The 16257-nt window shown below is 58.8% G+C and carries 11 protein-coding genes; 3 read left to right on the top strand and 8 right to left on the bottom strand.

Translation table 11 applies throughout. The annotated features are described in order from the left end of the window. Positions 1–5 precede the first annotated feature (5 nt). From HMPREF2734_RS06105 to lexA, 3 genes are all read right to left on the bottom strand, one after another. Positions 6–989, bottom strand: coding sequence for a 1-phosphofructokinase family hexose kinase (locus tag HMPREF2734_RS06105; protein ID WP_224212638.1), 984 nt, complete (start codon positions 987–989; stop codon positions 6–8). 55 nt (positions 990–1044) lie between these two features. Beyond that, entirely contained in the window at positions 1045–1845 is an 801-nt protein-coding gene (locus tag HMPREF2734_RS06100) for a DeoR/GlpR family DNA-binding transcription regulator (protein ID WP_070451043.1), read from the bottom strand. Between the two features lie 104 nt (positions 1846–1949). Continuing rightward, entirely contained in the window at positions 1950–2597 is a 648-nt protein-coding gene (lexA, locus tag HMPREF2734_RS06095; protein ID WP_083284773.1) for a transcriptional repressor LexA, read from the bottom strand. 657 nt (positions 2598–3254) lie between these two features. On the opposite strand from lexA, the gene nrdR reads away from it, so the two are divergent. Continuing rightward, positions 3255–3716 carry a transcriptional regulator NrdR gene (gene nrdR, locus HMPREF2734_RS06090; protein ID WP_070422341.1) on the top strand — a complete coding sequence of 154 codons (462 nt, stop codon included), beginning with the start codon at positions 3255–3257 and terminating at the stop codon, positions 3714–3716. Here nrdR and hrpA read toward each other — a convergent pair. Together hrpA and HMPREF2734_RS06080 are read right to left on the bottom strand one after the other, a co-directional pair. Beyond that, a complete protein-coding gene (hrpA, locus tag HMPREF2734_RS06085; protein ID WP_070569940.1) occupies positions 3713–7651 on the bottom strand; it encodes an ATP-dependent RNA helicase HrpA in 3939 nt (1312 codons plus the stop codon). The genes nrdR and hrpA overlap by 4 nt on opposite strands. A 15-nt stretch (positions 7652–7666) precedes the next feature. After that, positions 7667–8623 (bottom strand): hydrogen peroxide-inducible genes activator, encoded by a 957-nt coding sequence (locus tag HMPREF2734_RS06080; RefSeq protein ID WP_070569939.1) that lies wholly within the window; start codon positions 8621–8623, stop codon positions 7667–7669. A gap of 115 nt (positions 8624–8738) precedes the next feature. On the opposite strand from HMPREF2734_RS06080, the gene HMPREF2734_RS06075 reads away from it, so the two are divergent. After that, positions 8739–9335, top strand: coding sequence for a peroxiredoxin (locus HMPREF2734_RS06075; protein ID WP_070422344.1), 597 nt, complete (start codon positions 8739–8741; stop codon positions 9333–9335). 86 nt (positions 9336–9421) lie between these two features. Further along, the gene (locus HMPREF2734_RS06070) at positions 9422–9946 is read left to right on the top strand and encodes an alkylhydroperoxidase, AhpD family (RefSeq protein ID WP_070483800.1); all 525 of its coding nucleotides are present in this window, start codon (positions 9422–9424) and stop codon (positions 9944–9946) included. Positions 9947–10034: 88 nt separating this feature from the next. On the opposite strand, the gene HMPREF2734_RS06065 is transcribed toward HMPREF2734_RS06070, so the two are convergent. Genes HMPREF2734_RS06065 through HMPREF2734_RS06055 form a run of 3 tightly spaced genes read right to left on the bottom strand, consistent with a single transcriptional unit; the run spans position 10035 to position 16072 of the window. Further along, positions 10035–11063: an ornithine cyclodeaminase gene (locus HMPREF2734_RS06065; RefSeq protein WP_070422346.1), complete on the bottom strand. Its 1029-nt coding sequence runs from the start codon at positions 11061–11063 to the stop codon at positions 10035–10037. A 30-nt stretch (positions 11064–11093) separates the two neighbouring features. Then, positions 11094–12605 carry an amino acid permease gene (locus HMPREF2734_RS06060; RefSeq protein ID WP_083279407.1) on the bottom strand — a complete coding sequence of 504 codons (1512 nt, stop codon included), beginning with the start codon at positions 12603–12605 and terminating at the stop codon, positions 11094–11096. 35 nt (positions 12606–12640) lie between these two features. Next, positions 12641–16072 carry a bifunctional proline dehydrogenase/L-glutamate gamma-semialdehyde dehydrogenase gene (locus tag HMPREF2734_RS06055; protein ID WP_070569938.1) on the bottom strand — a complete coding sequence of 1144 codons (3432 nt, stop codon included), beginning with the start codon at positions 16070–16072 and terminating at the stop codon, positions 12641–12643. Positions 16073–16257: the final 185 nt, after the last annotated feature.

The raw sequence follows: 16257 nt of genomic DNA, 5'->3' as shown, positions 1-16257 counted from the left end.
TGCAGTTATACGGGGAACACGTGAGTGTGTTCAAGGTCGATATCGGAAGGAGAGGGGATGCCAGTGCCCGGCAGCGACGCCGCAGCCGAGCCGTACGCCACTGCACGGCGGAGGCACTCGGCTGGTTCATCCCCGGCGATCCGTGCCATCAGGTAGCCAGCCAACGAACTATCACCAGCGCCAACGGTTGAGAGCACCGTGACTGGAGGTGGGGTCGCCGCCCACGCACCAGCGCGAGTAACTAAGCATGCACCGGCGCCGCCTAAGGTGACCAGTACTTCGTTGACCCCGTGGTCAATCAGTTTCTGTGCTGCCGAAACGATGGCGGCGTAGTCGCCCTCGGAAGCGCTGCGCTCCAATGCGCTGCCGTCGCCACCGGTGAGCTGCGCGAGCTCAAACGCGTTTGGCTTCAACACGTCCGGCGCGCTCGTATCGAGTCGCTCACCAATTGCCTGCAGCGGTGCATCGGAAGTATCCACTGCGACCAGCGCGCCAGCATTAACCCGACGGATGCGCTCCACAAGATCTGCGTACCAGTCAGTTGGGACACCAGGGGGAAGCGATCCTGCAAGAACGACGGCTTCAGCGTCTGCGACGACTGAATCTATAGCTGATTCAACGGCCGCCTTTTCGTCGTCGCAAAGCCTCGCTCCTGGTTCGTTGATCTTTGTCGTTGTTGCGTCATCTTCAACGATCGCAGTATTGGTTCGCACCGATGCCGCGATAGCAACGGGGTGAAACTGCACCGGCAGTTCACGGATGACGTCCGCAAACGGATCGGAGGGGGCACAGGGGGCAATCGCGATGGTTCGAATGCCCGCTTTGGCACACGCGTGCGCGACATTGACCCCTTTTCCACCCGCCTCTTTTCGGGTCTGGGAAATCCGCGCAACCTCACCGCGTTTAAGCACGGGGACGTTTACGGTCACATCCATGCTGGGGTTTGGGGTGAGGGTGACTACCCGCACCGTGTTCTTTGTGCTGCTCACACAACCAGTGTGTCCGACTGTATCCGTTTTTGCAACGAATCCCACACAATCGGAATTAGTGTGTGCTGGATGTCACCGGCGCAAGAACGACCTCAATATCATTGCGCTCGAGATCTTCGAGGAATGTCTCAGGTGCACCACTATCGGTAATGACGATGTCGATGGCATCGAGGGGTGCGAAACTGACAAGGTAATCGTTGCCGATCTTCGATGAATCACACAAGACCACGACCTTCTGGGCATTTGTGACCATGGCCGATTTCACGGCTGCTTCCTGAGAATCGGCGGTAGATAGGCCGTGGTCAATCGTCAGAGCATTGGTACCAATGAATGCGACATCGGCGCGGAGCAATGCCAACGTTCGAAGTGCAGTCGCACCAACTACCGCTTGCGTAATTGCACGAACTGACCCTCCAAGAAGCTGTACGCCATCAAGGCCTGCGGAGGAAAGATCCAGGGCGATTGGCAGCGAATTTGTCACGATAGAGCAGTCTTGAGCGCGGGTGCCCTCGCAAAGCAACTGTGCAAAGTAACTGGTTGTAGAGCCAGAATCCAGAAAAATCGCGGCGTTGTCGTGGCGGGGGAGAAAATCCAGTGCAGCTTTCGCGATCGCGGTTTTCGCATCAGATGCCGCACGAGACCGGGCATCGAGCGGGAGTTCAGAGGTGAGAAACGCTTGGTTTGCAACAGCACCACCATGTACGCGGTGCACAATCCCATCGGCGTGAAGTGCGGTGAGGTCGCGGCGGATCGTTTCGGCAGTGACATCGAACTTCTCCGCGAGTTCAGCGACGCTCACCCTGCCTTCCACAGCAGTAAGTGACGCAATCTGGCGTTTGCGCTCCTCGGCGTACATCGCACTCCTCAAACGTTTTGGTCGGAGTACTCAGTATTTCAGACATTCATGCCCGGATGTCTGCGATTGTGTTTGTTTTGCCCCTAAAGGAGGGCAAATTCCCGCTAAAGGGTGCGGAAAACGGAAATAACACGCCCCATGATCTCTGCGTTATCGCCCTTGATTGGGGCAAACGCATCATTGTGGGGAAGGAGCCACACACCGGTGGAATCGCGGTGGAACTCTTTGACTGTCGCCTCGCCGTCAAGCAATGCAGCGACGAACTCGCCTTCCTCGGCAACAGGCTGCGAACGTACAACAACCCAGTCGCCGTTGAGGATGCCGGCATCGCGCATGGACTCTCCAACAACCTGAAGCATAAAAACGTCGCCATCACCGAGTAGGTCGCTAGGAAGTGGGTAATAGGTGTCGACGTTTTCTTCGGCCAGGATAGGTGCACCAGCTGCTATTTGTCCCAAAACTGGAACGAAACGCGCGGGAGTCGCGTCCTCGGGCGTGTCCTGCTGGGGGGTTTTGCGCTTCGGTTTGGTTGTCTGTTGCAGGTGGCGCAGATCCACGGCACGCGGCTTATTGGGGTCGCGGCGCAGGAAGCCCTTCTTCTCCAGTTCCTTGAGCTGGTATGCCACGGATGAGGTTGATTGCAGCCCGGTAGCGTCGCCGATCTCACGGATGCTTGGCGGGTAGCCGCGGAGCACAACGGCGTCTTGGATGACCTGAAGGATTCGACGTTGCCTGTCTGAAAGTGTGCTCATGTCGAGATTGCCTGCGTCAGATTTTTTCTTTGCCACCGCTCTTCCTCTTTCCGCGTGTCTCTGTTTCTAGGTCTGTAGGCATAGAACCTACCAGAGAGGGCAAGTTTGTTCGATATTTTCCGCTTTGGGCTAGACAGTGTTTGCTCGCTTTGCTATAAATCGAACATGTAAGCGGAATCGAACATACAAACGATTACATATTCGAACATGTCGAGTGCATTCGTACAGTGGTGCACGAGATTGAAGGAGAGTGAAATGTCGGTAACGATTAATCCAGCAGTGAACAGTGGGTATGGGAGCGATTGCGGTGTATCTCGGACGCCTCGGTTAGCGCAGCCGGTCGAGGTGTGGGACCTTAATCCAGGACGAGATCGTAGCGGTGTTTATAGCGGTGTTCGAACGCTTGACGTTATTGATCGAAAAGGTGAGCGTACAGAGAACCTAGGTTATGGACGTCGGGAATATGTATCTGAGGCATTCGAATCTCACCGCGAGGGCAAGGAAGGTTTCGTCTTAGCAGCGTTGCTGACTGGAGCGCTTTTAGCCGGCTCTGCGTTTGGTGGAGTGTTTAGTGATGCAGACCAGGTGCCGGGATCGTCCCAGCCGGTTTTCATCGCAGACTCTGAGGCGGTCCGCTAGAGGGGTATTCTGAGCCCTATGTATTGCCCCTTCTGTCATAACGAACAGACCAGAGTCGCTGACTCCAGACTTGTCGAAGCAGGCTCTGCAATTCGCCGTCGCCGTGAATGTACAGAATGCGGTGGTCGATTCACCACTGTTGAAAACGCGGTACTCACCGTCGTCAAACGTAATGGAGTAAGTGAGCCGTTCGACCGCGACAAGCTCATCGTTGGTGTGCGGCGTGCATGTCAAGGTCGGGACGTTTCCGACGATGCACTGAAGCGCCTCGCACAAGAAGTCGAAGAAATCGTGCGTGCGCAGGGCAGCTCGCAGGTTCCTGCTCACGAGATTGGTTTGGCAGTACTCGAGCCACTTCGTGCGCTTGACGAGGTTGCATACCTGCGCTTCGCATCTGTGTATAAGTCGTTTGAAAGTGCCGACGATTTCGAGTCGGAAATCAGGCTTATGCGTCGGCGCGACCGCGAAGAATATCGCTAGCGCAGCGCATCAATTTTCTTCTCAATCCGGCGCTGGCTGACCGGTCGGGGAGTGCCAAGTCGCTGCGCGAACAAACTGACCCGCAACTCCTCAATGAGCCAAAGAATATCCTTGTAGGCCCGCGTCTTCGACCGTTGTGTGGGAAGTCGCTTCATATGATCAGCAAGGTAGCGTTTCACCCCATCGACAACTTCCTGGCGGTCAGCATCTCGGTCCGGGTCCAGACGCATATCCTCCAGCCGGATCCGCATCGCATCGATATAGCGCGGCAAATGCTGCAAGTGCTGCACCCCATGAACCGTTATTGCGTGACGGGGGAGGTAGAAGACGAGCTGCGAACGCATGTCATCAATCGCAGGCCCCTCCCACTGATCGAGCTCCACCGAAATGTCGGCGTACGCGGCAAGCGCTGGAGCAGTGTTGACCACAGCACGCCTTACACCACCCGAGACCTGTGGCTTAATCTCGGCGAGAAGGGCGTCGAACTCCTCCGGAGTGCGCACCGGCCCCCCGTGCGACATCATCAGATCACGAATCACTGCTACACGAGCATCCTCGACCAGGCCATTTGCTCCGCCGTGGGGATAGCGGTCAACAGCGACCTTGTGGCGCAGCGGTAGGCCCTTGGTCATCTGCTGCGCATTAACGCTGATTTCGCGCAACAGCAACGTCAGTGTCGCAGTGACCATCGACGCGTCGGCAGCAGCCTTCGTCGGGTGCACCGTGACCTTGACACCGTCTTTTGTAGCTTCGAGTGCTGGGTAAGCATCAACCTCGTTACCGTCGATTGTTGTGGTCACAGTCTCCGGTACAGCGCCGAGCGAGTCCGACGTCCACTTTTTTACAGACTCAGACTCCGATTGGCGTCCAGCTTTGGATACAGACGACTTAATCTTGCCCGCCTGACGGCGTTTTAACGCTGCGAGATCCTTGTCGTGGTCGACGATCTTGCCGCGGCGGTCGATTGCCGCATAGGTAACCTGCAAGTGCGGTGGCAACGCCTGGGGGTTGAAATCCGTGGCGTTAATACCGCGGCCACCAACGCTTCGAAGCGCATCGGCGAGCGCTTCAGTAAACGGGATGTCCGTGTTGACGTCCTCGGGCATTACCTCGAGTGCACGCTGCGCAAAGTCGGGGGCGGGGACGACGGTTTTACGTAACGCCTTCGGTAGGGTGCGGATCATCTCGGCAGCGAGTTCAGAGCGCAAGCCTGGGACGAGCCAATCGAAGCCGTCAGGGTCAAGGTTTGCCAGGAGTGGCACGGGTACCTCGACAGTGACTCCATCAAACGGGTCGCCCGGTTCGAACTTGTAGCGCAGTGCGTATTCCACGGAGCCCTGGCGCTTGGCCTCGGGAAAGGCGGTCGCAGAGGCGTCAACGTTGTCGTCGTCAAGCAATGCGTTCGGATCGAAGTCCAAATAATGCTTGTCTTTCGCACGCTGTTTCTTCCACCACGAATCAAAGTGGCGAGCGGTGGTGACATTGTCGGGCAGGCGAGCGTCGTAAAAGTCGAACAACGTATCTTCGTCGACGACAAGGCCGCGGCGGCGAACCTTTTCCTCGACCTCGGCTGCTTCCGCAAGCAACGCTTCATTGTGGTCGATGAACTTATGGTGACGGTTCCAATCGCCCTCCAGCAGCGCGTGGCGGATGAACATTGTGCGCGCAGCGGCAGGATCCACCCGGTGGTAGGGAACAAGCCGATCACGCACGATGGTCACGCCGTAAAGCATGGATTTTTCGTGGACCATCGCTGCGGAACGCTTACGCGACCACACAGGTTCCGAATAGGAGTGTTTGAGCAGGTCGCCGGCGGCACGCTCAACCCAAACAGGTTCGATCTTGGCTACGTCACGAGCCCAGAGCCGTGACGTTTCGACGAGTTCAGCGGCCATGAGAAACTCCGGAGGCCGCTTAGCCAGCGACGAGCCGGGAAAGACCATAAACCGTGTCCCGCGCGCTCCCTGAAACTCTTTGGAATTGCCGTCACGCGCGCCGATATTGGAGAGCAAACCAGTCAAGAGCGACTGGTGGACTGCAGCTGCATCGCGCTCACCTGCGACACTATCGGCGGGAGACCAGCCGAGCTGTCGCTCCACGTCGCGCAATTGGCGGACAAGATCGCGCCACTCACGGATGCGCATGTAGTGGAGGAACTCGCGCTTCATACGCTTACGGAATGCGTTGCCGGACAGCTCGTCGCGGGAATCGCCGATGTAGTCCCACAGTTTCAGCGATGACAGGAAGTCGGACTCTTTGTCCTTGAAGCGGGCGTGTGCTTGGTCGGCCTGGGCCTGGTACTCCAAGGGGCGTTCTCGAACATCCTGGATGGTCATGGCTGCGACGATGACAGTGACGTCATCAAGCACGCCGAGGCGATTGGCCTCCACCAGCATGCGGGCCATCTTGGGGTCCACAGGAATGCGGGAAATATCGCGGCCAACGTTGGTGAGGGTCGGTGCGCCACCACGTTCTTTTTGCGAGATCGCCCCCAATTCGTGCAGCAGCATAAGTCCGTCGCGGACCGCCTTATGGTCAGGCGCCTGGATGAAGGGGAACTCATTGATATCCCCAAGCCGCAGCGAGATCATCTGCAAGATGACTGACGCCAAGTTTGTGCGCAGAATCTCCGGGTCAGTGAACTCTGGGCGCGCTTCGAAGTTCTCCTCCGAATACAGGCGGATGGCAATGCCGTCGGCGGTACGGCCCGATCGGCCCGAACGCTGGTTCGCGGAAGCCTGGGAGATTTCCTCGATAGGCAGACGTTGGACCTTGGTGCGTGTCGAATACCTCGAGATACGCGCCAGGCCAGTGTCCACCACATAGTGGATGCCCGGCACGGTCAGAGACGTTTCGGCGATGTTTGTCGACAACACAATGCGACGACCCGAGTGTGGGGAGAACACACGGTGCTGCTCCGCGTTGGAGAGGCGACCGAACAGCGGAACAACCTCAACGCCACGCCAGTGCTGCTTCTCAATCGCCTCCATGCAGTCACGGATGTCGCGCTCTGAAGAGAAGAAACACAGAATGTCGCCGTTGCCCTCACCCATAAGTTCTTTGCAGGCGGCGACGACACCGTCGATCATGTCGGTGTCAATCTCCTTGATGGAGCCGTCTTTTTTCTGAATCTGCTCAACCAGTGGTCGGTAGCGGATTTCGACTGGGTAAGTACGCCCGGAGACCTCGATAATCGGAGCTGGGTTGCCCTCGGCGTCGGCGAAGTGGCTGGCAAATGCCTCCGGGTCAATGGTCGCAGATGTGACAATCACCTTGAGGTCCGGCCGCTTGGGCAGCAGTCGCTTGAGGTAGCCCAGCAGGAAGTCGATGTTGAGTGAGCGCTCGTGGGCCTCGTCGATAATGATCGTGTCGTACGCGTTGAGGAAGCGATCGCGCTGCATCTCTGTGAGCAAGATGCCGTCCGTCATCAGCTTGACCGCAGTAGACGGGGATACTTTGTCGTCGAAACGAATGGCGTAGCCGACAGATTCACCGATGTCCTGGCCGAGCTCGTCGGCGATGCGCTCCGCAACGGTGCGAGCGGCGAGTCTGCGCGGCTGCGTGTGTCCAATCAGTCCACGCCGGCCACGCCCCATCTCCAGCAGCATCTTTGGAATCTGGGTGGTCTTGCCCGATCCCGTCTCGCCGGCGATAACAACGACCTGGTTGTCGCGCACCAGTTCCATGATGTCGTCGCGGCGCGCAGACACCGGCAGGTTTTCCGGGTAAGTAATTTCAGGGATCAGAGCATCGCGCTTCTCGACGACACCCCGTGCCCTCTCAATATCCTTCCCAATCGCCCGCAGCGCATCCGGCGCGCTCGCATTTTTGAGTCGCCTACGGAACCGTCGAACATCCGCAATCGGTATAGCATCGAGCGCATCGTAGAGCTGCGGCTTCGGCGGGGCGGGGGAGGAGGAAGAATGATCAGTCATAGCCAGAGGCAGAGCTTAGCGCGGAAGCAGGGATTTACCTGATTCCAGGGCCCGCTCATACGAAGCCTTCACGAGTTGCCCTAACTGCTCGAACTCCGCAACACGCTGCGAGGACGCACGGTAGACCAAGCTCACCGTGCGTTGCGCCTGTACGCCGTTTGCAAACGTTGCGGAAGCGACTCCGGGGCGAGAGCACTCAGTGCCTACCGCGGAGGCCGGAATCAACGTTGACCCCAGCCCTGCCACGACCAACTGGACGATCGTGGTCAGTGACGATGCGCGTGTCACAGCATGCTTGCGCGCGCCGGGAGTTGCCTCAGCGATCTTGCACAGCTCCACAATCTGATCCCGGAGACAGTGGCCGTCATCCAGTAGTAAAAGGTTGAGGTCCTTCAGGCTGTCCAGCCCCAGATCGGTGCTGCCGGCAAGTGGATCGTCCGGATTGGTCACTGCCACAAACGGCTCGTCGTAAAGCGGCAATTGCTCCAAACCTGGTGCGTGCGTCGGAGTGGCAAGCACTGCCAGATCGAGTTGCCCGTCGCGCAACATTTTTAACAGTTGATCCGTTTGGTTTTCTACGATGCGCGGTTCCAAATCCGGGTAGTTTTCCTCGATCCCAATAAGCACTCCCGGAAGGAGATACGGCGCAATTGTAGGGATGATGCCAATGTTCAGTGGGCCGGCGAGCTCGCCGAGCGCTCCGCGCGACTGGGCAAGAAAAGCATCGGCAGCGTCGAGGGTTGCCTTCGCATATGGCAACAGCGCTTCACCGGTGGGGGTGACGATCACGCGCCGGGTGGAACGCTCGATAAGTTGCAGGCCAAGACCATTTTCAAGCGACGCCAAAGCCTGTGACAGGGAAGGCTGGGAGATGCCAAGTTTCGCTGCTGCGCTCACAAAGTGTTTCTGTTCTGCAACCGTGACAAAGGTACGGATCTGTGCGAGTGTCGGTTTATACTCTCGATTGCTCATACTTATGAATCCTACACCGGCTAATAGGTTTTTGGTTGCAACCTTCTGCGAACTGTGTCATACTGTTTTACGTCCGAAACACATTCGTTTGACCAGATTCTTTTGGAGGATCATCATGCCGATCATGACCGTTGGAGAGCGTTTTCCGGAGTTCGACCTTCTCGCACTGAAGGGTGGCAACCTGAAGGAAGCTAACGCTGCTTCCCCGGACGACTACTTCGAGCGCGTCTCCCTGGATAAGTACGAGGGCAAGTGGAAGGTCATCTTCTTCTACCCGAAGGACTTCACCTTCGTTTGCCCGACCGAGATCGCCGCATTCGGCAAGCTCAACGAGGAGTTCGAGGACCGCGACACCCAGGTGCTCGGCGGCTCCATCGATAACGAGTTCTCGCACTTCAACTGGCGTGCAACCCACGAGGAACTGCTGGACATCCCGTTCCCGATGTTCTCGGACATCCGCCACGACCTGATCCGCGCCCTCGGTGTTGAGAACGCTGACGGTGTCGCAGACCGTGCAACCTTCATCATCGACCCGGACGGCATCATCCAGTTCGTGTCCGTCACCCCGGACGCTGTTGGCCGTAACGTCGACGAGGTCCTGCGTGTCCTCGACGCTCTGCAGTCTGAAGAGGTCTGCGCTTGCGATTGGCAGAAGAACGACCCGACCAAGAACATCGACAAGATGGCTGTGGTCCAGGAGTCCCTGAAGTAGCACCCGAACTTTAGTTTCCGTGCCGCCCCGCGCTCCTTACCGCTGGAGTGGCGGGGCGCTCCCATACCAACTGAAAGGATCAACGTATGTCTATCGATAACCTGCGCAACGCACTTCCCGAGTACGCAAAGGACCAGAAGCTCAACCTTGGTTCGCTGACCCGCTCGACCGAGCTGAATGAGCAGCAACTGTGGGGCACGCTCGTCGCCTCCGCGGCCGCGACCCGCAACGCAACCGTCATCTCCGAGATCACCGACGAGGCCAAGGAGCACCTCTCCGAGGAGGCCATCGACGCAGCCTTCGGTGCGGCCACTGTCATGGCGATGAACAACGTCGCGTACCGCGCTAAGGGCTGGTTGGGTGACGACTACGCCAACGTGAAGTTCGGCCTTCGCATGAACATCATCTCCAAGCCGGGGGTAGAAAAGGCTGACTTCGAGCTGTGGTCGCTCGCCGTTTCCACCATCAATGGTTGCGAGCACTGCGCCGTCGCCCACGCCAACACCGTCCGCGAGGAAGGCCTGACCAAGGAGCAGGTCTGGGAGTCCATCAAGGTTGCCGGTGTTGTCCAGGCTGTTGCCCAGACGATCACTATCGAAGACGCACGCTAAGCCACTAGCGCGTATCGACGATTAAACGCCGCTGGCCCCGAACCTTTCTGTTCGGGGCCAGCGGCGTTTCGTCGTTAGGCAGAGCGCTCTACATGGGGCTGAGCACCTTGGTGGTCAGGGAGAACAGGTCCTTCGGATCATCCGGATCGGCGACCAACTCAATATAGGTCTGGAAGTCGGTGCCAGCAGTCGAGTCGCGCAGGTAGCGCAGGGCGGAGAAGTCCTCGATTGCGAAGCCGACCGAGTCGAACAGTGTGATCTCCTCATCGCTAGAGCGGCCCGGGACCTTGCCTGCGATGACCTTCCACAGTTCGACGACCTCGAAGTCCTCGCCCTTGTTTTGGATCTCGCCCTCGATGCGGGTCTGGGGAGGGAATTCGACGAACACGGTGGCGTCGTCAAGAATGCGCGGATCAAGCTCCGTCTTGCCCGGGCAGTCACCACCCACACCATTGATGTGCACACCAGGGCGAACCAGGGAGTAATCCAGGATGGTGTTTTGCGCCTTGTCGGCGGTGCAGGTCGTAATGATGTCTGCGCCTTCGAGCGCATCCTCAACGCTGTCGGCGATGTAGACCTCGATGCCGAGCGGCTCGATATTGCGGCGGAACTTCTCCATCGCGTCCGGGTCGATGTCGAAGATGCGGACCTTCTCGATACCCAATGCCGCACGGAACCCGAGCGCCTGGAACTCTGACTGGGAACCGGAGCCAATCATCGCCATGACTTCAGAGTCCTTGCGCGCGAGGTACTTTGCCGCCATTGCGGAGGTTGCAGCAGTACGAAGTGCGGTGAGCAAGGTCATCTCGGCTTCAAACGTAGGGTAGCCGTTGTCTACGTCAGCCAGGAAACCGAAAGCGGTCACAGTCTGGAAGCCACGAGCCGGGTTCGACGGGTGGCCGTTGACGTACTTGAATCCGTATTCGATTGAGTCGGAGGTGGGCATCAGTTCAATGACACCGATAGGGGTGTGGCTGGCCACGCGCGGAATCTTGTCAAATTCCTCCCAGCGGACGAAGTCCTTTTCGATGTATTCGAGGATGCCGGCGATGATCTTCTCCACACCGTGGTGGTCGATCCAGCGGCACATGTTGGTGACGTCGACAAGTTGAGTCATACGGAAACTTCCTTTCAAAGTAAGAGGGGATTAATGGGTAACGATTGGGGGATCAATGTCGGGTGCTTGTTCACCAGTGACGTGCTCGTAGTTCACGTGCGAACGCGAGATGAATTCAACGCGATCGCGGACCTTGAACCAGCCGAATGCAAGCGCCGGCCACATCAGCAGCGACACAATCAGTGTCCAGGTGCCAATTGGGTAGTCGAAGGCCATGAGCACGACAACCAGCCCAAGGAACAGCAGCGAGACAATATCGGTGAACGGCGAGAATGGTGCGCGGTAATCCGGACGGGTGTACTTGCCCTGCCGGGCCAGCCGCACAAAGCGCATGTGCGACAGGGAAATTGCCGCCCAGGACGCCATCGTGCCAAGTGCCGCGATATTCAACACAACCTCGAACGCTGCCTCCGGCACGAAGTAGTTGAGCACAACGCCGAACAGGGCGACGCCGGTGGTCATCAGAATGCCACCGTAGGGCACACCACCCTTGGTGACCTTGCCTGCCCACTGCGGTGCGGAACCGGCCTTGGACAGCGAGTACATGATGCGGCCCGTGGAGTAGAGGCCGGCGTTCAGGGAGGACAACGCAGCGGTGATGACCACCAACTGAGTGATAGGACCGGCGTACGGCACGCCGATGGAGTTGAAGAAAGTCACAAACGGTGACTCGTCACCGGAGTACTGGGTGTACGGCAGCAGCATGCACAGCAGGAGCACGGAGCCGAAGTAGAACACCAGCAGGCGGAAGACAACAGCATTAATCGCCTTCGGGATGTCCTTACGGGGGTTCTTTGCCTCACCAGAGGTCGTGCCCAGCAGCTCGATACCTGCGTAAGCGAACACGACGCCTTGGATCACGATCAGTGCCGGCAGTACGCCGTTCGGGAACCAGCCACCGTGATCGGAGATGAGCGTCAGGCCAGTCAGATCACCACTCGGATTGCCGAAGATGACCATGAAGATGCCGACCGCGAGGAACGTGAGCAGGAACGCCACCTTGATCAGGGAGAACCAGAACTCCATCTCGCCAAAGAACTTCACCGAGACGAGATTCATCCCCGTCACAAGAGCGATGATCGCAAGTGCGATGACCCACTGCGGAATGTCGTTAATCCAACCGTAGAACTGGCCGAACCAGCGGATGTAGATAGCAAGTGCTGTCGCGTCAGCAACGGCGGTCGCTGCCCAGTTGAACCAGTACAACCAGCCCGAGACGTATGCGGCCTTCTCGCCAAAGAATTCGCGAGTGTAGGACACGAACGAACCCGAGGTTGGACGGTGGACAATGAGCTCACCCAGACTCCGCAGGATGAGGTATCCGATGAAACCGCAGAGCAGGTACATCAGGGCTAGCGACGGTCCGGCGGCCTCAAGGCGCGAACCTGCGCCAAGGAACAGACCGGTACCGATCGCCGAGCCAATTGCGATCATGTTGATCTGACGGGTGGACAGCCCTTTCTGCAAGCCGGCATCTTCGTCAGGAATGACGCCAGCTTTAGGACGAGTTGATGCTTCCGATGGTGGTGGTTTCGTAGTCATCGGGTTCTCCCAGGGTTGTGTCGGTTAGTGGGGGACTAGTTCCTGATGCCGGCCGGGTCGTGGATGACGCCGAAACGGTGCAGGGTTGCGGAGATGGCCTGCTCCAGTAGGTACGGGAGCAACTCACGTCGACCGTCGATGAGCGCCGGGCTATCAAAAACGGCGGTGGTGATGTCGCCGTAGATGTCTGCTGGGGCATCACCGATAACGCGGATGCGCGACGGGGTGCCTTCCACACGGTTCGCATCGACCGTGATCGCAGCAGCCTCCAGATCCGAGGCGATTTCCGCAGGAGCAACGACACGGATCTCGGAGCCGGTGATCGCTGCTGCGAGCAGCTGGCGGTAGACATCGCGCAAGCGGTAGTTCTCACCGACGTAGATCACGACCGGCTCGAGCGTGTTGCGGTAACGGAAGATGTTCGCCTCCGAGCGAAGACCAGAGTGGTCGTGACCACGACCGAACTCGCGGTCCCATGCGCGCTGGTCGTACTCAGCAGCACGGGAGAGCCAGCCGTAGTCCTCCGCATCGACGTTCGGGCGGAACGCCTCCAGCTGCTCCTGGATATCGGCGGAGATGCTCACGCCCGGCGACGGAGCCACACCATCGCGGTCACGCCACGTGCCCATCTGTGCCACATAGTTCGGGCCACCAGCCTTCGCGCCTGGGCCGACCGAAGACTTCTTCCAGCCACCGAACGGCTGACGCTGCACGATCGCACCGGTGATACCGCGATTGACGTAGACGTTGCCAGCTTCCACACGGTCGAGCCAGGTATTGATCTCGTCGCCGTCAAGGGTGTGAATACCCGCAGTCAAGCCGTAGCCGGTGGAGTTCTGCCACTCAATAGCCTCATCGAGGTCCTTGGCGTGCATGATGCCCAGGACCGGTCCGAAGCACTCGTTCTGGTGGTACCAGGAGCCAGGCTTAACGTTGTCGCGGATACCGGGGCTCCAGAACTTGCCTTCATCATCGAGCTTCTTCGGCCGGAGCAACCACTTCTCGCCCGGTTCGAGCTTGGTCAAACCGCGCTGCAGCTTCTCGCCCGGAGCTTCAATCAAGCCGTTCATCGTGGTGGAGAGCTCGGTGCCTGGGCCGACCACGAGAGTGGAAGCAGCGTCAAGGAGCTGGCCACGAATACGCTCAGACTCGGCCGCGGAGCCGACGAGAATTGCCAGCGACGCCGCGGAGCATTTCTGGCCGGAGTGGCCGAATGCCGACAGGTACAGGTCGTTGATCGCCAGATCCGGGTCGGCGGACGGCGTGATGATGATGGCGTTCTTGCCCGAGGTCTCAGCCATGACGTTAAGTTGCGGGTTCCACGACTTAAACAGTTGGGCTGTCTCAGATGCGCCGGTGAGGATGATGGCGTCCACGGCGTCGTCGGTAAGCAGTGCCTTGCCCGCTTCGCCTTCGTCAGCGCGAACGTACTGCACCGTATCCGGGTCGATGCCCTTCTCTGCGAAGACTGCCTGGATGCAATCCGCGATCAGCTTGGCGCACTGCGTCACCTGCGGTGCCGGCTTCAGGATCACAGCGGAGCCTGCAGCCAACGCCGCCATGACACCGCCGGTCGGAATGGCGACCGGGAAATTCCACGGTGGAACGACCACGGTGAGCTTGTTTGGCTCAAACTCTGCCTCAATGTCGTCGAGGTGACGGGCGCTATCTGCATAGTAGTCGCAGAAGTCGATAGCCTCGGAGATCTCCGGGTCGGACTGGTCGACAGTCTTGCCAGCCTCGTGCGCAGCAACGGAGATGAACTCGCCACGGCGGCGCGCGATCTCGTCACCAATCGCCTCGAGCACTTCTGCACGCTCGTTCGCGGACAGCGCGCCCCACGCCTTCTGCGCCTCGAGTGCGCGCGCGATGTTGTCGCGGATAGCAACCGGATCGGTGATCTCCTCACCGGTGTCGATCGATGGCGGAGTGCTCAGGTGCTTGATCGCCCAAGCACGGTTGGCCTCAAGGGCAGGATCCGTATCCGGCTCGTTGAAGAAGCGGCCGGTCGTTGCGGAAGCATGTGCGACGTGGCGCTCAGTTTCCGTATTACGGTCTTGCGTGCGGTTCGGGCCATTGTGCACGTCCCAACGGTTGCAGACAGCCCAGCGGAAGACGTTCTCTTGCTCCTTAATCGGATCGCGGTCCTCAGTCTTCGGAGCGAACAGGGCATGCAGGAAGTTCTGCGGGGCAGCGTTTTCTTCGAGACGACGCACCAGGTAGCTCACCGCCACGTCGAAGTCATCGCGGCCGACAACCGGGGTGTAGAGGATCTGGTCGCCGTACACCTCGCGCACGATTTCCTGCTGCGCAGGGGACATGCCCTGCAGCATCTCAGAGTCGATCATCGCGGTGACACCGCGGCGCTGTGCCAGCTCGTATGCCAACGCAGACGTGAACAGGTTGTGCGAAGCGATACCGATAGAAACCGCATCTGCAAACTCAGGGCGCAGGATGAAATCCAGCAGGCGGTAGTAGTTTGCGTCCACCTCATCCTTGGTCAGGTACGGAGCCTGCTCCCAACCCTTGACTTCAGCGTGGTGGCGTTCCATGGACAGGTTCGCACCCTTGACCAGACGGATCTTGATCTTGGAGCCACCGTCGGCCACACGCTTCTGGGCGAAGTCGGCCAGGTACTCGAGTGCACCAAGCGTGTCCGGCAAGTACGCCTGAAGCACAATGCCGCCCTGGTAGTCCTTGAACTCCTCCTCGCTGAGCAGCTGCGTGAACACGTCCAGCGTGAGATGCAGGTCGTGGTACTCCTCCATGTCCATGTTGATGAACACCTGAGGGCTACGGTCGCGCGCAGCGCGGTACAGCGGGCGGATGCGGTCCTTGACCAATCGAACGCATTCGTCGTAATCCCAGTGGTTGAGCTGCGACACCATCGACGATGCCTTGACGGACACATAGGTAACGCGTGGGTTCTTGATCAAATTGAGGGTGCGTTCTGCACGATCTGTTGCTTCCTTCTCGCCGAGGACGGCCTCACCGAGCAGGTTCAAGTTGAGCTGCTCGCCGCGCTGCTGCGCGTTGTCGAGCAGCTTGTTCAGTGCGTCACTTTCGGCATCGAGAACCAGGTGGCCAACGAGCTGGCGGAGACGGGCACGTGCCGCAGGAACAACTACGTTTGGCAGGAATGGGCCGACGAAAGCACCAATTCCGACGAGTAGGGAGTTGATCTGGCCGAGGAATCGGGCGTCGACACCGCGCGTGATCGCCCGCAGTGCGTGTGCTGCGACACGGTTGCTTTCCGGGCGCATGACGCGGTCAACGAAGTCCATGGTGAAGCGGACACCGTTTTCGTCGCGAAGCAACTCAGCGAGCTGCTGGGTGGAGGCGTCGTCGGCGTCTGCTTCGGCGGTAGCTTCCATCCAGTGGTAGGCGCGAGCAACAGCTGCCTCGATTACTGCCTCGAGGTCATCGCTATTCGACGGCGCGATCTGGTTGGTGCTCAGTTGTGGCATTTGTGTTCCTTATCACTCATAACTGACCAATGTGACAGGAATTAAGATAAGGCACAACTGCGATTTTCAATGCAATTAGATGCCGTCGCACGAGTCGTGCGAGGAAACCTGCAGCGCACAGCGTTGACGGGTGGGGAAAACGGGGGATAAAAATAACCCCGCCACATGCATAGTGCAGTGACGGG

This window comes from Corynebacterium sp. HMSC055D05 (assembly GCF_001810365.1).
Taxonomy (GTDB): Bacteria; Actinomycetota; Actinomycetes; order Mycobacteriales; family Mycobacteriaceae; genus Corynebacterium; species Corynebacterium coyleae.
The sequence above is the reverse complement of the archived record's forward strand: the minus strand, read 5'-3'. Positions and strand labels throughout refer to the sequence as shown.